The following is a 20,410-nucleotide window of genomic DNA, read 5'->3' as shown; positions in this document are numbered from 1 at the left end:
CAATGGCCGAGGCCAGCATTTACGAAATCCACGACCCGCGCTTCCGGCAGTTGATCGTGACGAGCGCCGGTCTCGACGAACTCTATTCCGGCTGTCGCTGGGCGGAGGGTCCCGTCTGGTTCAACGATGCGAACCAGCTGCTGTGGAGCGACATTCCCAACCAGCGCATGCTGCGATGGACGCCGGAAAGCGGCGTCTCCGTCTATCGGCAACCTTCGAACTTCGCGAATGGCCACACGCGTGATCGGCAGGGACGGCTGATCTCCTGCGAACATGGCGGGCGGCGCGTCACGCGCACCGAGGTCGACGGCTCGATCACCGTGCTCGCCGACCACTTCGAAGGCGCCAAGCTCAATTCGCCGAATGACGTGGTGGTGAAATCGGACGGCACGATCTGGTTCACCGATCCGACCTACGGCATCATGTCGGACTACGAAGGCTATCGCGCCGTGTCGGAGCAGCCCGCCCGTAACGTCTACCGGCTCGACCCAACGACCGGCGCGCTCGCGGCTGTCGTCAAGGATTTCATCCAGCCGAACGGCCTTGCCTTCTCGCCCGACGAAACGATCCTCTACGTGGCGGATTCGGCGGCAAGCCACGACGAAAGCCTGCCACGCCACGTCCGCGCGTTCGACGTGGTCGACGGCAACAGGCTCGCCAACGGCCGCGTCTTCTGCCTGATCGACAACGGCATCCCCGACGGCATCCGCACCGACGTGAACGGAAACCTCTGGTCGAGTGCGGCCGATGGTGTCCACTGCTTCGACCCGACCGGCAAACTGATCGGCAAGATCCGCGTACCGCAGACCGTTGCCAACCTCACCTTCGGCGGGCCCAGACGCAACCGGCTGTTTATTGCGGCGACGCGGTCGGTTTATTCGGTCTATCTCGCGGTGAGCGGAGCTCAGGTGCCATAAGGCCAGGTCGCCGTTGGCGTGATCGAACGATCGGCTCTGCAGTCGGTATCACGTGGTATCGGCCGACGTCGCCAGCGACATCCCGTGCATGATTGGTGATGCGATCGTCGAGACGAGGGCGACGAGATCGGCCTGACGGGCAGTCGAGGTCTTTGCATAGACCCGGCCGAGATGGGTCTTCAGCGTATTCTCGCTGATTGCCAGAGCGGCGGCACATTGCGCAGCATTCAATCCTCTGCCGATCTGCAGGACGACGCGCGCCTCGGCCGGGGTCAGATCGTAAAGCGTGATCAACACGTCTTCCGGCGGAGGAGAAGCTGAAATGGTGGTCGATATGAACACGGCAGCGCAGGCCGGCCTAAAGGCTGCTCGCGCCGTCCCTTCGCTCAACGGCAGGATATAGGCGACCGCCGGAGGCTGCCCGGGTGTGGAAATCGGAAGGCCGATACCACGCGACCCCAGCAGGGCGTCCGCACGGGCTGCCGCCTCTATCGCTTCCAGCAATGCACGTGAAACCACAGGCGTCTGTGCCTGAAGAACGCCGTTTCGCGAGCGCAGAAGGACACGCTCGTCAAGCATTTTTGCCGCATGGGCATTGGCGTGAAGAATCGCCCCGTCTGCACCTGCGAGAATGACGGGAACTGCGAGGCTGTCGAGAACACCGCGATATATGCCGGTGGTGACGCGCGTCTGATCCAGGAGGTCGCCAATCAGGGAAGCTCGGCGCAGGTGCGGTGAAAGCAAAGCCAGAAAGCGCTGTTCTTCGGTGCTGATGGGCGGCCGGTTCGCCCACGTCGTCGTACTGAATAATCCGATCCGGTCGGCGGTATGGACGAACTTCGTCGTACACGCCTCGCGCAAACCTTGAGGTTTTGCCCATTCCTGAAAGAATGCGGATTCCTCCAGCTCGCCTTCGCTAACGACAGACAATGTCCGCTGCGGCAGATCGATGTCGCCAATGACCGCGGCCCTCAGGCCCGGTATTGCGTCGAGCTCATAGTCCTGCAGCGCTCTCAACTGCTCGGCGTCCCAGGGAGACTGAGCCGCAAATCTACCTCGACTGTCCGTGACGCTGGTGAGGGCAATCGTCGTATAGGCCGCGTCGATGGTACTGGTGATGCGGGTCATGACGCCCGTCCAGCCTTCCGGGCTCAAGGCGCAATCATAGATATCGCCGATGATCGACGACAGTATTTCGTCACCCAGTCTACTCATGCGGTCCCCTGCGCAATCGCTTCGTGCCAGCCAGACACTGGCAGGAATATTGCAAGATATGCAATCGAAAGCTTGCATGGCGCAGGCTCCGCCGGGAGGCAAAGCTAAGACGTCATACTTGCGGGTGACGACGACGCCGGGAGCGTCCTTTAGACGTCGTTGGTCACGGCGCGACGCGCTCTTTCATAGATCTTCGATTTCGAGACCGTCCATGGATATTCGTCCCCACCATCACCCGCGCCTACGCGCAAGAGCCGTTGCGGTATTTTTTGTGATCGCGTGGCCATGATTGTGAGAACATTTATCAAATGCGCTGCCGGCGCTCTGTTCTTCTGTGCGGCATTTGCAAGCGCTCCAACACTCGCTACCGCAACTGCGCCGCAGCCCGAGCGGATCGAGAAGACCGAAGTTGTGGGAACTGCGTTCCGACTTACCTTTTCGAGCGGCAAGGTTCTTCAGGGCAAGGAACTCGTTGGCGCGACCCTGTCGCTGCGCTTGTCCGGCGATGCCGTTGCCCACCGTGTCCGCGTTGATGACATCGTGACCGACAGCCGCGATCCCGATGGCGAGGTGTTGCTGCACAAGGTCACCGTTGTCGATGGCCCAACACCGGTCGAACTCTGCGATCCCGATCCTGATGGAAATCGTTGGATGTTTCCGCTCAAGGGGCAATGGAATTCGGAGGGGAAGATGATTTCGCAGTCCGGCTTCACCCTCACATGTTCGGCCGGAGCCCAGGGGAAGTGCGTCCGCTTCGGTTACAAGCCCTGGAAAACACTGTCCGACGGGACGGATCTGGCGGAATACCACCGCGCCTGCGTCAATATGGTCCGAGCTGACTATTGCGGCGACCACGCCACGACCCGAACCGGCATGAAGATCGACATTTACGACGATCGCGGCATTGAGCAGGAGGCGGAGAGCTCCGGCCGGGATGACCTGAGTTTCGAAGCGGCATGGAGTGCCACAGGCGCCGTCTGCGTCGCCCATACCCGCGTCCCTGAAAAGATGACGCTCGAGGACCTGCAGAACTCCTGCCCGCGCCTTGCCAACCGGCTCGGTCCGGCGCCTTGCACGGCCGAGAACGCCAAAGCCGGACTATTCGGCAAGGCATTGATTTTCAACCGCTCCCGCTAGCGGCAACACCGCTTCCTGTCTTCAAATCCTTGAAGCGCAGGAATTTCAAAACCGCTGGATTGTCCTCGGTTCCGTTCAAACAAAAGGAAATGATCATGAAAGTCCGTCAACTCGTCGTCGCCGCACTTCTCACAGTGTCCGCGGTTCCGGCATCTGCGGAAATCGTTAGCAATGCCATCACCTCCAACGCGATTACCTCTAATGCCATTACCTCCAATGCCATCACAGCGAACGCTCTCTCCAACAATGCTCTGAGCAACAACGCCTTATCGAACAATGCATTGTCCAACAACGCTCTGTCGAATAACGCGCTTAGCAACAATGCCCTCAACACGAACGCTCTATCGGCCGCGAGTGTCGCACCCGCTGGAGAGACCGGTGCCGGTAGCGTCGATGACGTCATCGGCGTGGAACTGCCGAACGGCAAGATCATCACGAAATGAGCCAGGGAGGGCGAACGCTGTTCGCCCGCTCTCTCTTGTTTACTAGAACTGCAAAGGCAAGCTGGAGGCGAAAGCCCATTTCCATTTAATCAGATTGCATTTGTAATTTTTTGAATAAATATAAAGGGTCTTATCAATTGCGAAATAATATTTTCTCATCCGCTGATCTACCTGCGCATTTAGGAAACGAAGCACGTTTTTCATTGTGGCGCGATATATATACTGCCGATATCGCTTCTGTCGAATTTGGGATCTCTGACAAGGATCCATTCTATGCCAAATTCGAAGCTTCGCATATTGGCGGACTGGTCTATGCAAAAATGACCGGGACCATCAACCGCGTCACGCGCTCCCGGCAAAGTATCCTTGCCGACACGCACGACTGCTATTCGCTTGTCATCAACACAAGCCCTACAGCGATCGGGGGCAATTACCGGCAGAACGATATTGAATTGAAGCCGGGCGAAGCATTCCTCGATGCGGGCGAGCCGCAGACGATTTTAGGCCAAGATCATAATAGCTGGATACATCTTGGCATTGCGAAGAAGCTTTTGGATGTTCCTTTCGCCAGGATCAACGACAAGCAGGGCCTTGTCGCCAGACACGACGCCGAAGCGCTCCGTCTGCTGCGCAACTATCTCATGCTTTTCGACACAGGTGATCTGCCCGCTTCGCCGACGCTGACTGACCATGTTGCAGCGACCATCATCGATCTCGTTGGGCTGGTCACCGGCGCAAAGGGAGACGAAGCGGAACTCGCTGGCTTGACCGGCTTGCGCGCAGCGCGCTTGGAGGCTGTCCTTTCGCATATCCGCACAGATTTCTCCAATCCCGAGCTTTCGGCTGAGTTTATCGGTCGCAAGCTCCAGCTCTCGGCTCGCTACATACAGGATCTCCTGGCCGCGACCGGGTCCGGATTTTCCGAGCGTGTTCTCGAGCAGCGCCTGCTGCGCGCAAAAACCATGCTGAATGATCCGCGTCATGCGTCCAAGAGGATCAGCGAGATCGCCTACGAGGTCGGGTTCAGTGACATCTCATATTTCAACCGCTGTTTCCGTCGACGCTTTGGCGATACGCCTGGCGCCGCCCGGTAGGGTAGGCTTCTTTCGGCCATTTGGCGGCGCCCTTCAGGTCAGCCGTGTCGCCGGTCCTGCCGACGCGATGGCTTTGCTCATGTTGACCCCGGTCACGCGAAAGCCCGTGACCTCATAAACATGGCGGGCGCGTTCGTTGTCCGCAGCGACCCGCAGCTTTATTTGTTCAATACCTTTGCCTTGCAGTTCGCCTTCCAGAACCTCCAAGGCCTGTTTGCCAAGGCCTTTACCCTGGTGGGCGGCAAAGATGTGAAAATCGTTGATGAATGCTGAGCGCATGGCCGAGTCCGGCTTGTACCAGAGGTATCCGATAAGCATTTCAGGGCGTTCCGATTGATCGACCAAGCAGAGCAAGACTTGCCCGCTCGAATTGACGCCGTCAGGGAGGTCGGCTGCAATTTCCCGTTTCGCCTGGGAAAGCGAATGAAGTTCCGAAAATCCGTAGTTTGACGAAATTTCGGCCGCATATTCAGGGATAAAATAAGCGAGATAGGCGGAATATTCGCTTTCCCGCATCGGCCTTAATGAAATCATTGAGTCATTCTCGTTGTGACCGCGAGCTTAAGCATCGAGTATCAGCGACTTGTGCTCACTCGGCAACGACCACTTTTCCGGGCGTTCAATCCTGCCATGAGGACGCTTCGGAAAAGGGGAGGGTGTCATGGAACCTTGAGGAGATCGCCGCCGCGGTTGAGATTTCAAGCCGACTCGGCCTAAGATCATCCCGTCCAATGTGATGGATTGAAGACCTGCGCTGGAACGCGTTTGGACGGGCGCGTGACACTGAAGATTTCACGGCGTGGCTTGGCATTGCCTCATGGCAATGCTTTTGGGGATTGTTAATCAGGCATGCCTAATATAGGTTCAAAACGCTCCTAAGTTGCACTATAGTTGGGTTCCACCTGCCTGCCAGGACGTTCGACTGGAGAAAGCCCGGGGACATGGGAAGAAATCGTGCGGCTCACTCGCCCGTGGAAGAAACAGAGGCAAAAGCTTTGCATCCGGCCGATGGGCTGTTGTTTTTTGATCGCGAATTCAATCCCGTCGAGAGTTTGCTAGGCAATCCGCTGCCTGCTTCCGTGACTCCGGCAGCATCGCTTTGGGAGCATTTTCCAGAATTAGACCAGTCAGAGATCACGCTCGCTGCTCGTTCGATCGGCGACGCCGCTCGGCCTTTGCGCATATCGCTGGATCCGGACAAGCCGGGATCGCACGGCATCACGATCTATCGGATCGGAGAATTGTTTGCCGTGGTTCGGTCTGAGGAACGCAACGGCGACGATCTGGCAACTCTTTTGCATCTGGCCACTCACGATCCGCTGACCGGGCTTCCGAACCGACGTCAGTTCAGCGACGATCTTGCCGCGTCGCTGCATGAGGCCACGGCCTCGGGAGAAGCTCTGTCCTTGATGCAGCTCGACCTCGACGATTTCAAGCCCGTGAACGATACGCTCGGGCATCCGGCCGGCGACAAGCTTCTTCAGCTCGCTGCGAGCCGCATTCAAGGGTGCCTTACCAGCGATGACAGAGCCTACCGATTGGCGGGAGACGAATTCATGGTCATTTCCATGGGCTCGGGGCATCCCGCCAAAGGGCATGGGCTGGCGGAAGCCTTAGTGGACGCGTTCAAGAAGCCCTTCACGATAGACGGCATCGCGCTGTTTGTCGGTGTGAGCATCGGTACATCAGCTGCGCCATTGGACGGGGTCAGTCCGGAGCAGCTCATGAAGTCGTCTGATGTCGCACTTTATGCCGCGAAGAAAGAAGGACGCGGCCGCGCAAAACCGTTCGATCCCTCAATGCTTGAATCGTTGGAGCAGCGCGAACTGTTGCGCCGCAGCCTTCGCATGGCTCTGGTCCAGCAGCAATTTTTCATGGAGTACCAGCCCATTGCGGAAGGCGGCCGGATTTTCGGCTTCGAAGCATTGCTCCGATGGCGCCACCCCCTGCTAGGAACCATTCCACCCGCGGCCTTCATTCCGGTGGCCGAAGCCGATGGGTTGATGCCGGAAATTGGTGCATGGGTTTTGGAGCAGGCATGTCGCGAGGCGATGAAGTGGCCAGAGACCTACACTGTCGCGGTCAATTTATCCGCGGCTGAATTCTTGACAAGCGGCCTCACCGACCGCGTATCCCATACACTGGACCTGGTCGGCCTGCCGCCCGACCGTCTGGAACTCGAGATAACCGAAACCGTGCTGCTCGAGCGAACCGTCAACAACATCGACACCTTGAATACCCTCAATGTGCTGGGGATACGAATCTCTCTTGATGATTTCGGGACCGATTATTCATCCCTCAGCTATCTCAAGACCTTCCCTTTCGATACGATAAAAATCGACAGATACTTTATCACCGACCTCGAAAGCGATTTGAAAAGCCAGGCAATCGTCCGCTGCATCGTCAATCTCGCACATGACCTCGATATGCGAGTGACGGCCGAAGGGGTGGAGACGTCCGATCAGGCGAGATGGCTGCGCAGCGTTGGCTGCGACAGGCTTCAAGGCTATCTGGTTAGCAGGCCGCTTTCGGTTGAGGCGATCGGCGATTTCGTTGCTGAGGCGGAAGCATCCGCAAGCCAGCCAAGACCATAGTGAAGGATCGATTTTTCGCCGTGTTTCAGCTGCGGCTTGCATCAATCTGACGCCTTCGGCAAACGAATGGAGGGTGTATTGAAAGAGGAAGCATCCAACTTCGATGACCATGCATTTGCGCCGATGGTATCGATGGAGATGAACATTGGGATGTTCAAATCCCAATGGCAATTTTGCGACAGGATTACTGAGTATCTCTCAGACATTCTCGGCCAGGGTCACAGCGATCCCGCTCGCTATTCCAATTTTCTTTCCGTTGCGACGAACGAGCTCATCGAACTCGCTTTCCGTTCGACCGGTGAGCCGGGAAGGATCAGTTTCGATCTATATCGCAGCGCGACATTCAATCGGCTGAGAATTGCCTTCCCCTGCGAGGAGGCATCTGACCGTGAGCGCGCGCATGCGGGATCAGCCGAACGCCAGCCCATCCCGGAAGCCGGGTCTGGGTATCTGGCCGTGAAGTCCGATGGGAAGGTCCTGCTACGCGATTTGGCCGCAATTTTCCGCGCCGCCATCCGAATTGAGAAGCACGGCACGCAAGGAATACAAATCATCGCGGATTTCCCCTCGACCGAGGACTTCCGATGAACCTGCTCCCTCTGCCCTTCGCCGTACGTTTCGATCCGACAAACCAGGAGCTGGTGCTCTCAGGCAAGATGCGGCCCGAAAGCGCCGCTGCGATTGCCGATGCCCTCAGGCTAGTGCAGCAAAGTTTGGAAAAATACAGCGGGGTCGTGTACCTTAATGTCAAACGTCTGACACACATCAACATGACTGCCTTCGCCGCCCTGTCCGACGTTCTCAAGGCAAGCTGCCGGAACAGGCCGGAACGGAAGATCGTCATCATTACATCAAGCGTGGTGGCATGGTCGACTTCGTTGTTCCAAACCCTGGCGGCAGAACCGAACCTGTCGATCGAAGTCTACGATTCGGCTTTTTATCCCGGTCAGACTTTTGTGGAGGATGAGACCTTCATTCCCATTCTACGCACCCAGACGAAAATGACATGGAAGCACGAACGGGAACTGTTGCCCCGCCATGGTCTGCGCAAAGGTCTTGCCATCGCCGATATCTGCTGCGGAATTGGTGATTTCGCCGCCTTGGTTCAGCGAGAATTTGCACCGGCACGCCTCGTCGCGCTGGATCATTCCGTTCGCAGCCTCGAATATGCTCGCCGGGTCGCTGCCGACTTCAATCTGAAGGGAATCGAATATACCTATGGCGATGCCTCGCAAATGCTGTTGCGAGACAATCAATTCGACTTTGTGACCTGCCGCCATTCGCTGCAGATTTTCAATCGTCCCGAGATGCTCCTGCGGGAGCTTTACCGCATCTGCAAACCTGGCGGCCGCGTCTACATCACAAACGAAAAAAACTCGCATTGTCTCGGCGAGCCGCATGCGGAAACGATAAAGTGGACTTACGAGGAGGTCGCCAAACTGTTCAAACACTTCGACATGGATGTCGAGATGGGGCCGAAAAGCCGCCATCTCCTCGCCGACGCCGGCTTCGATGATATCAAGGTCGACTGCTTTATGGTGACGAACCTTGACGGGGATCCCCAGGATTTCGCAAATATCATCGAAGCATGGGAAAACGTCTATGCCGGTGAGATGGCCGTCCGACGCGGCGACTCATTGGAATTCATTCGCAGGTTCCGGCAAGGATTCAAGGATCATGTCTTTGCTGCTCTTCACCCCAAGGGTTACGCAGGCTGGCCGATCTGGGCAGCCTCCGGCCGGAAGCCGCTGTAATGGACGGGAAACCATCGAGAAGACCGATAAGACTGGGCTCATTTCGAGCAAAGTTCATCCTTGTCGTCGGCGGAGCCGTTCTCTTTGATTTGCTGGTGAGCGGCGGACTGGCGCTTTGGAACGTTCAGAGGTTGTCGCGCGACGCAACGCTGGAGGTCGGGCAGGGCCTCGAAGCTGCAAGCCAGGAATATGTACGCACATATGCTGATTCGACCGCAGCACAGGTGAGTTTGCTCCTGCGGCAGGTCCATAATGACGTCAGCGCCCTGGCGGGCGTGCTCCAGGCCCAGATCGACGACCCCGAGCGCAATGCCGAGGTCGGCACGGCGATTTCTCGGACATCTCCGGACAGCGTCAGCCTCACTTACGATGAGAAGGGGAGGTGGTCCCAGAACGCCCCGGGCTCGGTATCGGTCATGAGCGTCTGGGGTTATCTGCTCGGACCGGACCATAAGCCACGGCCGGACGTTGAGAAGGATATCCAGACGAGCTCGGTTCTCGACCTTGTTGCGCCGAGCTTGCTGCAGCACGGCGCTTCAAAGCTGCAAATGTATTACATCGGACCGAAAGAACGGCCGATCTTCCGCACCGCGCCCTACACCGACCAGGCTCAGACCTTCGACCGTCTTTATCCGGGCCACAACGACGCGAATTTCTGGGACTTCTTTTTTCCCGGACTCTATGAATCCTGGCAGGGATGGGCCAAGGACAGCAAAACGCGGCCGATTGCGGACGAAATAACGCAGACTGCTCCTTACACGGATGCGATCACCGGGAAGCTGATCGTAAGTTTCTTTCATCCCCTGTGGTCAGCCGACAGGAAGGATGTCGCCGGGGCGGCAGGCGCCGATATCACGCTCGACCAGCTGGCGCAGACGGTTGAAAATGTGAAAGTGGCCCAGTCCGGCTTCGGATTTCTCGCAATGTCGGACGGAAACGTCGTGGCAATCAACAGCACAGGCGAAAAAACGCTCGGCCTTCGTTCGGCGAGTGATACGAGCGGAACCGGAGTGACCGGCCTGGAACGTTCGCTGAAGCGAAGCTCTCAGCCGGCGATAGCGGGCCTGGCTCTCGATCGCGAACGGGGCATCCAGCACTTGTGGCTGCAGCAGGACGGCAACGCGGTGCCCTATATCGTGATCGTGAAGAAAGTCCCTGCGACCAATCTCTGGTCCAGTGGCCCCGTTCGGCAGGAGGCCATGTCTCTTGGGGTGGTTGTGCCTGAACGGGAAATCGACGCCTCGCTCTATGCGGCCCAGGCCAAGATTTCAGAGGCAACGAACCGGATTGTGATCTACCAGATTCTGGCGATCCTCCTCTCCCTGCTTGTCGTGACGATCGCGGTCTTTGCGGCTTCGAAACGCATCACGAGCGGGATCAGCGCGCTTGCTGATGGAGCCAAGCGGATACAGGCAAAGGATTATTCGGTCAGGGTCGCCATAACAAGCAAGGATGAGGTCGGCGAGGCCGGTGAAGCATTCAATCGGATGGCCGAACAGATCAGCTACCACACGGAAAACCTCGAGCAACTCGTCGAAGAGCGAACCGCCCAGATCGAGGATGCGAAGGAAGAGATTTCGACGTTGAATGCGCAGCTCCAGCGAGAAAACCGACGTCTTGGAACGGAGCTGGCCGTCGCCGAAAGAATCCAGCTCATGGTTCTTCCGCTGCATCAGGAGCTTGAGGAGTTTCAGACCCTCGAGATCGCAGCCTATATGCGGCCTGCTGAAGAAGTCGGTGGAGACTATTATGACGTCTTGAAGAACGGGAACAGGCTGAAGATCGGCATCGGCGACGTCACCGGACACGGGCTCGAAAGCGGTGTGCTGATGTTGATGGTTCAGTCCGTGGCCCGCGCCTTGCAGGAAGCGGGAAACACCGATGCCGTCAAATTTCTCACGGACTTGAACAGCGCCCTGTTTAAAAACATCGTCAGGACCAAGATCGACAAGCACCTCACGCTGGCGTTTCTCGACTATGACGGAAAGGAAATGATCCTCTCGGGGCAACACGAGGAAGTTGTCATCGTGCGGGCGAATGGCAAGGTCGAGCGCATCGACACGATGGATCTAGGGATACCGATCGGGCTGGAAGCCGATATCTCAGCGTTCGTAAAAACCCATGAAATAGCCTTTGAGACGGGCGACCTCATACTTTTGCACACGGACGGCGTAACGGAAGCCGAAAACGAGCTCGGGGAATTGTTCGGCATGGATCGACTTTGCCGGGAGGCACGTCGCTTGAACGGTCTAAGCGCCGACAAGATCGTTTCCGAGATTGTGGCGGCACTCATGCACTTCATCGGATCACAGAAGATACACGACGACATTACGCTTCTCGCAGTGCGGCACAGGTGACACATGGCACCAAGGGTATACGGTATCGAGTCTTTGGCGGGCTTAAGATTGGATGTCGGTACTCGCCTTACGTTGAGCGACGGGCCGCTTCAGCTCGGATGGAAGCATTCTGGAATGACCTCCGACTTTATAGCGGAAGTCATGGCACTGCCGTACTCCCGTTCCAGGAAAGACTACAAGCAGGCGCATCACGACATCGGGTACCTCAGCAATGAGCTGATAGAAAATGCCGTTAAGTTTCGACAGCCTGGTGAAATCCTTGTTGAAGCCAGTATATTCGACGACAGTTTTTTTATAAGGGTGAAGAACACGATCGATGGCGCCACCGCGGCGCGTTTTCAGCAATTGCTGCATCACATCCAGTCGAAAAACGCAGGCGAACTTCTTCTGGAGCAAATTGAAAACAATGCCATATCAGCGGGAAATGGTTCAGGTCTGGGTTTGCTTACGCTTCTGAGTGACTATGATGCAAAGATGGCATGGGCATTCGAAGAGCGTGATGATCAGCATATCATACTGACGACGACTGCAGCGGTGGCGATGCCGCCCTTCTCCAATCAGTGAGCGAAGAATGGAAATCAGCGACGAGAATTTCCGCGTGTGGGCGGAACAAAACCAGGTGTATTTCGACGGCGTATTCCGGCTGGCTGGCCCGGACGCCTACGCGCCCATCTACTCGCTGATCTCAGGCATCCTCCACGGGGGCCACAAGCAGGTGACGTTCAATCTGACGGGTCTCGAGTTTCTCAATTCCTCCGGGATCAATCTGCTGGCGAAGCTGACCATCGAGGCGAGGAAGATCGGCGACCTGCTGCTTGTTGTCAAAGGCACTCACCAATATCCGTGGCAGGCTAAATCTCTCCCGAACCTGAAGAAGCTGCACCCGTCGCTCGATTTGCGATTGGCGTGATTGCGTTCGATCATTCCAGATGCTTCAGGAGATCGGCAAACATTGGTCGCTGTCCCTTCAGTCGGCGCTGGTAAGGCGGTAGGCGCGGCCAGAGCCGCGCAAACTTTATGTTTTTCCCAGTTCGGCGGCGCTCACGCTGCCTTTGCAGTCGGCTTGGCCGCCTTGACGTGGGTCACGCTGCGGCGGCCGTCGATACTGACGGGGACGTCGCCGTCAACGGTGGCGCGGCGCACGACGCGGTGCTGGTCGCCGTAGTCGTTGACGGCATAGTGCTGGGTCGCGCGATTATCCCAGATCACCACATCCCCCGCTTTCCAGCGCCAGCGCACGGTATTTTCGGGGGCGGTCACGTAGGACTGGAACACCTCGTAGAGTTTTGCCGAGTCGCTCTTCGACAAGCCGACCAGGCGCTGAACGAAATTGCCAAGCAGCAGCGATCTCTCGCCGGTTTCGGGATGGACACGCACCACTGGATGTTCGGTCTCGTAGATGGTTGAGGTGAAAACCTCCTCGAAGTGCTTCTTCTCCTCGGCGGTGGCACGAGGGCGCACGGCTGCGTAATCATAGGCATTGCTGTGAATGGCCCATAAATTGTCCGCCAGCAATTTGAGCGACGCCGGCAGACTTTCGTATGCGGCATGAGTGTTGGACCAGATCGTATCGCCTCCCGCCGCCGGAATGACGACACCGCGGAGGACGGAGAATTTAGGATAGGCATCTACGAAGGTGACGTCGGTGTGCCACTGGTCCGCCCTGCCGCCGCCGCGGCTGGAATCGAGATTGAGGATGGACGCCGTGCCGGCGACTGGTCCCTGGGTTGGATGAGGCACAAGGTCGCCCAGGCGGCGCGCGAAGGCTTCCTGTTCGGAATCGTCAAGATGTTCCTGATCGCGGAAGAAGATGACCTTATGTTTCAGGAGAAGCTGGTTGATGGCTGCCACGGTTGCGTCCGAAAGCTCCCCGCCGAGGCGAATACCCCTGATCTCAGCTCCGACACGGCCGGTCAGCGGCACGACATCGGACTCGGGAATGATCTGGTTGACAAGAACTGGATTGCTCATGGAAATCTCCTGGTTGATCTTGGAAGAAGACTGCAAGTCACATCCGCCCAGCGCGCATCCGCAGGGCGTTCGAAAATCTCATCGCTCAAGTCGACACGGCTATGGCACGAAATAATAGATAAAATCTATAGAGAAAAAATTCTAATTTTGGCTGCTTCCCCGAAACGGCTGCCTTCGATATTTCCCGTTGTCGATGAATTCTCGCCTGGGCTCCTCGCCGACGCATTTTTCCGTCGCCTGCGGCGTCGGAAGAGGGCGTGGGCCTCATCTTTTCGGCGGACACCGGCCGGTGCGGTACTTCGTGCCACGCCAAGCCAGCAGGATGACATCGTCTGTTTGACGGAGGGCACGATCCGCCGTTTAGGATACGGCGGCCTTCCAGATTGTTTCGAAATGCGTTCTATGGCGAGGTCTGTGCGCCATCGAGGATCTGCCGCGTCTTGGCTCGCGGCGCGGCGACGGAATGACGCTTGACCAGCGAGCATTCGAGCTTGGCGATGGGATAACGCTTGCCGGGCATATGTTCCGGGTTGAGATGTTCGATCGCCCATTGTCCCATGGCGAGATGTGGAAGGACCGAAGTCGTCAGCGGGGGTACGAGATGTCGTGAAATTTCTTCGTCGTCATAACCTACCACCGACATGTCCTGGGGAATGCGCAGCCCTGCATCTTTGAGCGCTTCGTAGCACCCAATGGCGGTACGGTCGTTCTGGCAGAAGATCGCCGTTGGCGGCTCTTCCAGAGCAAGCAGTTTCATCGTGGAGGCATAGCCGGCCCCGGCCGACCAATCGCCCTCGATGACCAATTCCGGATCGAAGGGAATATCCGCCGTCGCGAGCGCCCGGCGGTATCCCGTCAGCCGGTCCTGCGCAGCCTGCATCCAGATTTCGCCGGTGATCGTCGCGATGCGATGGTGTCCGTGCATGATCAGGTGCCGAGTAGAACTCTGCCCTCCCGCGATCTCGCTCGGCACGACGGCGGGAAAGGCGTGGTCCGCCGTGTAGCAATTCAGCAGTACCGTCGGGATATTCAACTGACAGACATAAGAGGGAAGCTCTATCTGGCGGGTGTAGATTGTCATGTATATCAGCGCCGATATGCCGCCGCTCTTCAACGCCTTGATCGTTTTCGGCTCCATAACGGGATCACTGAGCGTCTGCGCTACCAAAAGGATATTGCCGGCGTTCCAGGAGGCTTGACGCGCGCCTTCGATCGCGACGATCGCTTCGGGGCTGGTGGCGAGTTGATCCACTGCGAAACCGATTACGTTGTCCAGTCCCGAATATGAGAAGGCCTTCGTCGTATAGGTCTTCTCCGTATAGCCGAGCGCGCGCGCCGCCTGCCATACGCGGTCGCGGGTCTGCTGTGAGATACGGGTGCCGGGCGTGTCGTTGAGAACGAAGGAGACGGCCGCCTGCGAGCAGCCAGCCGCCGCGGCGATGTCCATCATTGTCACGCGTGCAGGCTTATCCACGACGGCCTTATTCCTCTTTTGAGTCTTGGGTTTTCGCATTCGTGGAAACTGTCTCTGCTTTCAGGATAATGGGTCAGTATGATTGATTGTGGCTACGGCTAAATATTATTAGCATCTATCTGAAAGCGCTGGCAATTGCACGAGTTGCCACAACATATCAGTTATCGGCCATTACCAGTACAAAATTGCATTCGCAGAGGCCGCGCGATGAAATGTTTTGATGTGCATTGATAATACTATTTACTAATTAAAATTCTTGTATACCGTCAGGGAGCGATCGGAACCTATGCCACTCGTCGCTCTGCGACGGCCCTGGGAGGGGGCGCGCATCCGGCCGGCCGTAAATCGCAAACGGGCCCAAGCAACTGCGGCCCCTCGGGAGGTGTATTATGAAACAGCTGAAACGCAATACAGCCTTGTTCTTCGCCGGGCTGATGCTGAGCGCGGCGCCGATTGCCGCATCACATGCCGCCGACAAACCGACACTTGCATTCGTCGTCAACGGAGCGTCCGACTTCTGGAAAGCCGCAGAGGCGGGCGTAAAGAAGGCGCAGAGCGAGATGCCGGACTACCAGATGGAGCTTAAATACCCTGAGCAGGCGGCTGTCGCCATTCAGCAGCGTCTCATGGAAGATCTCGTCAGCGCCGGCGTCAAGGGGATCATGGTCTCCGCGGTCGACCCCAAGACCCAGACGGACGGCCTCAACAAGATCGGCTCGCAGACGGCTCTCTTCACCACCGACAGCGACGCACCGAAGACCAACCGCGTCGCCTATATTGGTTCTTCGAACGTCGACGCCGGCAAGCAGGCCGCCGAAATCGCCAAGAAGGCGATGCCGGACGGCGGTAAGTGCATGGGCTTCGTCGGTCTGCTGGGTGCCGACAACGCCCGCGAACGCATCGAAGGGATGAAGGAAGGGCTCAAGGGTACCAAGATCGAGCTTGTCGATGTTCGCGGTGACGACATCGACCAGACGCGCGCCAAGAAGAACGTGGAGGATGCGCTGGTAGCCAGCCCCGATCTGACCTGCATGGTCGGCTTCTATTCCTACAACACGCCGCGCATCTATGAGGCGCTTCGCGACGCAGGCAAACTCGGCCAGATCACTGTCGTCGGCTTTGATGACGATCCGATCACGCTCGGCGGTGTCAAGGAAGGCACGATCGCGGCAACCGTTGTACAGCAGCCGTTCGAATGGGCCTATAAGGGCATGAAATTGATGGCCGCCTACCTCAAGGGCGACAAATCAGGCGTTCCCGCCGATGGCTTGATCATCATCCCGACGGTGATCATCGGCAAGGATGACGTTGACAAGTATGCCGCCAACCTGAAGGCAATGGCTGGAAAATAACCTCCTTCGCGGCGGTGGCACTCACCGCCGCCGCGAAAGGCGTTTCATGCCGACAGCATCAGCAGCCATGGACAGGCGATGAACCATAGTTCCGACATCCCGTCACCGGGCGCGCCCGCAACGCCATTCTTATCGCTCTCCGGCGTCGGCAAGACCTATCCAGGCGTCGTTGCGCTTGATGACCTGTCGATCGATATCATGCCGGGAGAGGTCATCGGCCTCGTCGGCGAGAACGGGGCCGGAAAATCGACGCTGATGAAAATCCTTGGCGGCGTGATCGCCCCCGACCGGGGCACGATCGTGCTCGACGGTGCCGAACTTCGTTTCCTCACAGTGGAATCGAGCATCTCGTCCGGCATCGCCTTCGTGCATCAGGAACTCAATCTCTTCGAGAATCTCGACGTCGCCGCCAATATCTTCCTAGGGCGCGAACCGCTGAAGGCGGGACCTTTCAAGCTCGTCGATCGAGATCGACTGCGAGACATGGTAAAGCCGCTATTAAAGCGCGTAGGGGCGCATTTTTCCGCCGACACACCCGTCGCGTCGCTTTCCCTGGCCGAGCAGCAGATGGTGGAAATCGCCAAGGCGCTGTCCATCAACGCCAGGCTCGTCATCTTCGACGAACCCACTTCCAGCCTGCCGCTGGCCGAAACCGAGCGGCTGCTCAGCATCATCAAATTGCTGAAGGCGGATGGCATCAGTGTTATTTTCATCTCGCATCGGCTCCACGAGGTCGAGCGCGTAGCCGACCGGGTCGTCGTACTCCGTGACGGCGCGCTCGTGGGCACGCTCGCCAAGAGGGACATCGGCCACGATCAGATGGTCAAGCTGATGATCGGCCGGGTACTTGCGGCCCGGACCGCAAAGCCGCAGCGCTCACCAGGCTCGGTTGCGCTTGAGGTAAGGGCCGTGCGCACCGAGGCCTATCCCGGCCGTCCCGTTGATCTGGAAATCCGGTATGGAGAAATCCTGGGACTTGCGGGCCTCGTCGGGTCCGGCCGCACCGAGCTTGCCAGGGTGCTCTTTGGCATTGATCGCAGTTACGGCGGAGTCATCCTGCAGGACGGGCGGCAAATTGCGGTCCGTTCTGCCCGGGACGCTGTCGCCCGCGGCATTTTCCTGGTGCCGGAGGATCGCAAGCGCAGCGGCATTCTTCTTGATTTCCCGATTGCCCAGAACATAACCCTTGCCGATCTCCCTCAACTCTCCAGCCGCTTCATGCTCTCCGCTGGGCAGGAGATGGCGGCCGCCGAAAAGCAGCGCGTTAGCCTCGCTATCAAGGCGCCCTCGCTTTCGACACGAACCGGCACTCTTTCTGGCGGCAACCAGCAGAAGGTGGTGCTTGCCAAGTGGTTGTCGATGAGCCCGAAGGTGATGATCTTCGACGAGCCGACCCGCGGCATCGATATCGGCGCGAAGAACGAGATTTACGGGCTGATGCGAGCGCTTGCCGATGCGGGAGTAGCGATCCTGATGATCTCGAGCGACATGGAAGAGGTGATCGGTGTTTCTGACCACATCGCCGTCATGCACGAGGGCCAGATCGCCGGCATTTTGGAAGAGGACGAATTCAATCAGGAAAGCGTTCTTTTGCTTGCTGTCGGCAAAAGGGTAAGATAGCGGCCGCGGCCAAATAAATACGTCTCGGGGATGGGTCTCGAATGATCAAAAAAGATCTTGGACTGCTACTTTTGATCGTCGTCGTCGGCATCGTCGTCGCCATCATCAATCCGCGTTTCCTGCTGCCGATCAACCTGGCCAACACCGCCAACCTGATCGGTTTGTTCGGAATCCTGTCGATCGGCCAAGCCTTCGTCATCATTACTGGCGGTATCGAGCTTTCCGTGGGCTCGCTCGTAGCGCTTCTCGGCGTGCTGTTCGTCGATTTCGTCGCGGTCCAGGAGATGCCCTGGCTGCTGGCTCTGCCGCTCATTCTCGTGCTCGGCGCGGTGATAGGTGCCGTCCACGGCTGGTTGATCACGCGGCTCAACCTGCAGCCCTTTGTCGTCACGCTCTGCGGCCTCCTGATTTACCGAGGGGCAGCGCGCTTCTACACGGCCGATGGAACGGCGGGCTTTGCTTTTGGTCAAAATTTCCCGGACCTCGAATTCCTGACCGCCGGACGGTTCTACGGCGTCCCCAACACCTTCATCACACTCGTCATCATTGCCGTGGTCATGTGGATCATGCTGCATCGCTCCGTCTTCGGGCGTTATCTCTATGCGATCGGGAAGAACGAGGAGGCGGCCCGCTATTCAGGTATCCGTACCGGCCGCATGATCATGTCGGCCTACGTCATCTGCGGACTGCTTACGGCGCTTTCGGCGATCTATTTCGCCATGTACACGCGCTCGATCTCGCCGGCGAGCCATGGCCAGTTCTACGAACTCTACGCGATTGCCGCTGCCGTACTCGGCGGCTTTTCTCTCCGTGGCGGCGAGGGATCGATCGTCGGTGTCGTGCTGGGCACGGTCCTGCTCCAGGAGTTGCAGAATCTCGTGAATCTGCTTGGTATCCCCTCGTCATTGAATTTCGCCGTCATGGGTGGCGTCATCCTCATCGGCGTCCTGATCGACCAACAATGGCACGCCATCCGCGCAAAGCGGCGCATCATCTCCGCAGCTCGGCAGACCGAAACCCGTCTTTCCAGCGAAGGCAGTTTGCCGATGGTTGCCAATCAAGACTAGGTATTCCAACGGGCGAGGGCTGATATCTGCAAGTCCCAACTCACCGGAAGTTCCTGACTTCCATCGATAGCTTTGGCCCGTTCAAACCAGCCAGTTCTCGACCTGCAAAGCGCGAATACGCGTGAATTCGCCCATATTGGCCGTCACCAGAACCGCTCCGAGGGCAGAGGCGTGGGCGGCGATGAACAAGTCATTTGGACCGATAGGCTTGCCAGCGGCCTCCAGTTCGGCCCGGATGTCGCCGTACGCGGCATCGGCGGGCGCATCCAGCGGAAGCACGGGTACGCTGCCAAGGATGGCTTCGATCTGTGCGAGAAGTTTCGGTGATCCTTTCTTGGCGCACCCGTAGCGCAACTCCGATGCCGTGATAATGCTGACGCAGATTGCATCGGGTCCAACCTCGGCGATGCGTTGAGCGACGACACCCCTCGGGTTTCGGGCAAGCTCAGACACGATATTGGTGTCCAGCATATAAAGCCTGCTCAAAGGTCGATTGCCTTCACAGGAAGCAGGGTATCGTCGACATCAGGAAACTGATCATCAGGACCAAGCGGCTCCAATCCAGCAAGAACCTCCAGCAGGTTCTTGCGGTGTACGGGCTCTATAATGAGCCGATCGCCGTCGCGGTGGATCATCACCCGGTCGCCGGGCAGCTCAAAGTCAGCCGGGATTCGTACAGCCTGGCTCTTATTGTTTCTGAAAAGCTTGGCCTCACGCGGGGGAATAGGATCTTGATGTGGAAAATTGGGCATATCGGGCTCCCATGCATATACACATGTATATACTAGGGGCAGGCGAAGATTTCAAGACGAGGTCTATGCCGCCTTTGAAAAGGCTTTGGCGCGTTTCGTGGTTAGGGAGGGCGTCAATGGATGTAATGTTATATCATCAACTGTGGCATAAGCTGAATTATGGAACCTGATATTTTTTAACGCACAGAGGAGGACAGATTTTTAGCAACCAGTTACAAGAGGGCCATGGGAAAACCACAGTTCTGGAGGGAACAAAGGTAATCCGAAAATCAGACTTTGTCTCGCCCCGTATCCCGGTGTAGCCAAAGTCGATGCGCTCTTGGAAACAACCCCTTTGACACTCTCGACAAGAGCCATGACGTGACTGACGGCAAAGTTAAACTGCAACCGCCATGATTCTCTGACGCAGGCTCTCGGTATGGCGAGCCATTGCGTCATCGACCGCTTTGCCGTTCCGCTCGCGCATGACGTTGAGAATGGTTTCGTGCTCGTTGCCCGTCAGGCTAAAATCGTGAAACTGCCAAAGGGGCAAAAGCCAGATCCGCGACATGCGTTCGTGGACCGAGCGCAAGAAATCGGCGATCAGACTATTGCCGGAAATTTCAGCGATTTTGGTATGGAACTGCCGGTCGACCTCCATCAGGCGGATCTTGTTGGACATGG

At 57.6% G+C, this 20,410-nt stretch carries 20 protein-coding genes; 13 read left to right on the top strand and 7 right to left on the bottom strand.

Annotated features, from left to right (window positions below; all coding sequences use genetic code 11):
• The first annotated feature begins 2 nt into the window (after window positions 1-2).
• Window positions 3-917: an SMP-30/gluconolactonase/LRE family protein gene (locus tag EFQ99_RS22370; protein ID WP_126923410.1), complete on the top strand. Its 915-nt coding sequence runs from the start codon at window positions 3-5 to the stop codon at window positions 915-917.
• Between the two features lie 48 nt (window positions 918-965).
• Here EFQ99_RS22370 and EFQ99_RS22365 read toward each other — a convergent pair whose 3' ends face one another.
• Window positions 966-2,132 carry a LuxR C-terminal-related transcriptional regulator gene (locus EFQ99_RS22365; RefSeq protein ID WP_126923409.1) on the bottom strand — a complete coding sequence of 389 codons (1,167 nt, stop codon included), beginning with the start codon at window positions 2,130-2,132 and terminating at the stop codon, window positions 966-968.
• Window positions 2,133-2,423: 291 nt separating this feature from the next.
• Here EFQ99_RS22365 and EFQ99_RS22360 point away from each other — a divergent pair, with 291 nt between their 5' ends.
• From EFQ99_RS22360 to EFQ99_RS22350, 3 genes are all read left to right on the top strand, one after another.
• Window positions 2,424-3,269, top strand: a complete 846-nt coding sequence (locus EFQ99_RS22360; protein ID WP_126923408.1) for an ADYC domain-containing protein — start codon at window positions 2,424-2,426, stop codon at window positions 3,267-3,269.
• Between the two features lie 95 nt (window positions 3,270-3,364).
• On the top strand, window positions 3,365-3,712 hold the full coding sequence (locus tag EFQ99_RS22355; RefSeq protein WP_126923407.1) for a hypothetical protein: 348 nt from the start codon (window positions 3,365-3,367) through the stop codon (window positions 3,710-3,712).
• Between the two features lie 137 nt (window positions 3,713-3,849).
• Window positions 3,850-4,806 (top strand): helix-turn-helix domain-containing protein, encoded by a 957-nt coding sequence (locus EFQ99_RS22350; RefSeq protein ID WP_126923406.1) that lies wholly within the window; start codon window positions 3,850-3,852, stop codon window positions 4,804-4,806.
• 33 nt (window positions 4,807-4,839) lie between these two features.
• On the opposite strand, the gene EFQ99_RS22345 is transcribed toward EFQ99_RS22350, so the two are convergent.
• Window positions 4,840-5,340 carry a GNAT family N-acetyltransferase gene (locus EFQ99_RS22345; RefSeq protein ID WP_126923405.1) on the bottom strand — a complete coding sequence of 167 codons (501 nt, stop codon included), beginning with the start codon at window positions 5,338-5,340 and terminating at the stop codon, window positions 4,840-4,842.
• A 407-nt stretch (window positions 5,341-5,747) separates the two neighbouring features.
• Between EFQ99_RS22345 and EFQ99_RS22340 the strand changes: the two genes are divergently transcribed.
• The 6 genes from EFQ99_RS22340 (at window position 5,748) to EFQ99_RS22315 (ending at window position 12,421) form a co-directional block, all read left to right on the top strand.
• Complete coding sequence (locus EFQ99_RS22340) at window positions 5,748-7,400, top strand: putative bifunctional diguanylate cyclase/phosphodiesterase (protein WP_126923404.1); 1,653 nt, start codon at window positions 5,748-5,750, stop codon at window positions 7,398-7,400.
• Between the two features lie 66 nt (window positions 7,401-7,466).
• On the top strand, window positions 7,467-7,988 hold the full coding sequence (locus EFQ99_RS22335; RefSeq protein ID WP_425376283.1) for a hypothetical protein: 522 nt from the start codon (window positions 7,467-7,469) through the stop codon (window positions 7,986-7,988).
• The gene (locus tag EFQ99_RS22330) at window positions 7,985-9,154 is read left to right on the top strand and encodes a class I SAM-dependent methyltransferase (protein WP_126923402.1); all 1,170 of its coding nucleotides are present in this window, start codon (window positions 7,985-7,987) and stop codon (window positions 9,152-9,154) included. Before EFQ99_RS22335 ends, EFQ99_RS22330 begins: the two co-directional genes overlap by 4 nt.
• On the top strand, window positions 9,154-11,511 hold the full coding sequence (locus EFQ99_RS22325; RefSeq protein ID WP_126923401.1) for a SpoIIE family protein phosphatase: 2,358 nt from the start codon (window positions 9,154-9,156) through the stop codon (window positions 11,509-11,511). Before EFQ99_RS22330 ends, EFQ99_RS22325 begins: the two co-directional genes overlap by 1 nt.
• Before the next feature lie 3 nt (window positions 11,512-11,514).
• Window positions 11,515-12,075: a slr1658 superfamily regulator gene (locus EFQ99_RS22320; RefSeq protein WP_126923400.1), complete on the top strand. Its 561-nt coding sequence runs from the start codon at window positions 11,515-11,517 to the stop codon at window positions 12,073-12,075.
• Between the two features lie 7 nt (window positions 12,076-12,082).
• Window positions 12,083-12,421, top strand: coding sequence for a slr1659 superfamily regulator (locus EFQ99_RS22315; protein WP_126923399.1), 339 nt, complete (start codon window positions 12,083-12,085; stop codon window positions 12,419-12,421).
• A gap of 131 nt (window positions 12,422-12,552) precedes the next feature.
• Here EFQ99_RS22315 and EFQ99_RS22310 read toward each other — a convergent pair whose 3' ends face one another.
• Both EFQ99_RS22310 and EFQ99_RS22305 read right to left on the bottom strand, forming a co-directional pair.
• Window positions 12,553-13,482: a TauD/TfdA dioxygenase family protein gene (locus EFQ99_RS22310; protein ID WP_126923398.1), complete on the bottom strand. Its 930-nt coding sequence runs from the start codon at window positions 13,480-13,482 to the stop codon at window positions 12,553-12,555.
• A gap of 400 nt (window positions 13,483-13,882) precedes the next feature.
• The gene (locus EFQ99_RS22305; protein WP_126923397.1) at window positions 13,883-14,995 is read right to left on the bottom strand and encodes a LacI family DNA-binding transcriptional regulator; all 1,113 of its coding nucleotides are present in this window, start codon (window positions 14,993-14,995) and stop codon (window positions 13,883-13,885) included.
• Between the two features lie 350 nt (window positions 14,996-15,345).
• Between EFQ99_RS22305 and EFQ99_RS22300 the strand changes: the two genes are divergently transcribed.
• The 3 genes from EFQ99_RS22300 to EFQ99_RS22290 all read left to right on the top strand — a co-directional run bounded on the left by EFQ99_RS22300 (window position 15,346) and on the right by EFQ99_RS22290 (window position 18,995).
• Window positions 15,346-16,308: a sugar-binding protein gene (locus EFQ99_RS22300; RefSeq protein WP_126923396.1), complete on the top strand. Its 963-nt coding sequence runs from the start codon at window positions 15,346-15,348 to the stop codon at window positions 16,306-16,308.
• A gap of 78 nt (window positions 16,309-16,386) precedes the next feature.
• Window positions 16,387-17,928 (top strand): sugar ABC transporter ATP-binding protein, encoded by a 1,542-nt coding sequence (locus EFQ99_RS22295; protein WP_126923395.1) that lies wholly within the window; start codon window positions 16,387-16,389, stop codon window positions 17,926-17,928.
• A gap of 41 nt (window positions 17,929-17,969) precedes the next feature.
• Window positions 17,970-18,995: an ABC transporter permease gene (locus EFQ99_RS22290; RefSeq protein WP_126923394.1), complete on the top strand. Its 1,026-nt coding sequence runs from the start codon at window positions 17,970-17,972 to the stop codon at window positions 18,993-18,995.
• 81 nt (window positions 18,996-19,076) lie between these two features.
• On the opposite strand, the gene EFQ99_RS22285 is transcribed toward EFQ99_RS22290, so the two are convergent.
• The 3 genes from EFQ99_RS22285 to EFQ99_RS22275 all read right to left on the bottom strand — a co-directional run bounded on the left by EFQ99_RS22285 (window position 19,077) and on the right by EFQ99_RS22275 (window position 20,408).
• Entirely contained in the window at window positions 19,077-19,481 is a 405-nt protein-coding gene (locus EFQ99_RS22285; protein ID WP_126923393.1) for a type II toxin-antitoxin system VapC family toxin, read from the bottom strand.
• Window positions 19,478-19,747 carry an antitoxin gene (locus tag EFQ99_RS22280; RefSeq protein ID WP_126923392.1) on the bottom strand — a complete coding sequence of 90 codons (270 nt, stop codon included), beginning with the start codon at window positions 19,745-19,747 and terminating at the stop codon, window positions 19,478-19,480. Before EFQ99_RS22280 ends, EFQ99_RS22285 begins: the two co-directional genes overlap by 4 nt.
• A 376-nt stretch (window positions 19,748-20,123) precedes the next feature.
• Entirely contained in the window at window positions 20,124-20,408 is a 285-nt protein-coding gene (locus EFQ99_RS22275) for an FCD domain-containing protein (protein WP_126923391.1), read from the bottom strand.
• Between the last annotated feature and the right edge of the window lie 2 nt (window positions 20,409-20,410).

The sequence above is a fragment of the Rhizobium vallis genome (genome assembly GCF_003985155.1).
GTDB classification, from domain to species: Bacteria; Pseudomonadota; Alphaproteobacteria; order Rhizobiales; family Rhizobiaceae; genus Rhizobium; species Rhizobium vallis.
This window is presented reverse-complemented; position numbering and strand designations above follow the sequence as displayed.

Coding starts and splice junctions, on each gene's coding strand:
- EFQ99_RS22310 (WP_126923398.1), bottom strand. CDS start 13,482: ATGAGCAATCCAGTTCTTGTCAACCAGATCATTCCCGAGTCCGATGTC.
- EFQ99_RS22295 (WP_126923395.1), top strand. CDS start 16,387: ATGAACCATAGTTCCGACATCCCGTCACCGGGCGCGCCCGCAACGCCA.
- EFQ99_RS22330 (WP_126923402.1), top strand. CDS start 7,985: ATGAACCTGCTCCCTCTGCCCTTCGCCGTACGTTTCGATCCGACAAAC.
- EFQ99_RS22345 (WP_126923405.1), bottom strand. CDS start 5,340: ATGATTTCATTAAGGCCGATGCGGGAAAGCGAATATTCCGCCTATCTC.
- EFQ99_RS22340 (WP_126923404.1), top strand. CDS start 5,748: ATGGGAAGAAATCGTGCGGCTCACTCGCCCGTGGAAGAAACAGAGGCA.
- EFQ99_RS22370 (WP_126923410.1), top strand. CDS start 3: ATGGCCGAGGCCAGCATTTACGAAATCCACGACCCGCGCTTCCGGCAG.
- EFQ99_RS22325 (WP_126923401.1), top strand. CDS start 9,154: ATGGACGGGAAACCATCGAGAAGACCGATAAGACTGGGCTCATTTCGA.
- EFQ99_RS22355 (WP_126923407.1), top strand. CDS start 3,365: ATGAAAGTCCGTCAACTCGTCGTCGCCGCACTTCTCACAGTGTCCGCG.
- EFQ99_RS22300 (WP_126923396.1), top strand. CDS start 15,346: ATGAAACAGCTGAAACGCAATACAGCCTTGTTCTTCGCCGGGCTGATG.
- EFQ99_RS22315 (WP_126923399.1), top strand. CDS start 12,083: ATGGAAATCAGCGACGAGAATTTCCGCGTGTGGGCGGAACAAAACCAG.
- EFQ99_RS22365 (WP_126923409.1), bottom strand. CDS start 2,132: ATGAGTAGACTGGGTGACGAAATACTGTCGTCGATCATCGGCGATATC.
- EFQ99_RS22335 (WP_425376283.1), top strand. CDS start 7,467: ATGGAGGGTGTATTGAAAGAGGAAGCATCCAACTTCGATGACCATGCA.
- EFQ99_RS22305 (WP_126923397.1), bottom strand. CDS start 14,995: ATGCGAAAACCCAAGACTCAAAAGAGGAATAAGGCCGTCGTGGATAAG.
- EFQ99_RS22280 (WP_126923392.1), bottom strand. CDS start 19,747: ATGCCCAATTTTCCACATCAAGATCCTATTCCCCCGCGTGAGGCCAAG.
- EFQ99_RS22275 (WP_126923391.1), bottom strand. CDS start 20,408: ATGTCCAACAAGATCCGCCTGATGGAGGTCGACCGGCAGTTCCATACC.
- EFQ99_RS22320 (WP_126923400.1), top strand. CDS start 11,515: ATGGCACCAAGGGTATACGGTATCGAGTCTTTGGCGGGCTTAAGATTG.
- EFQ99_RS22290 (WP_126923394.1), top strand. CDS start 17,970: ATGATCAAAAAAGATCTTGGACTGCTACTTTTGATCGTCGTCGTCGGC.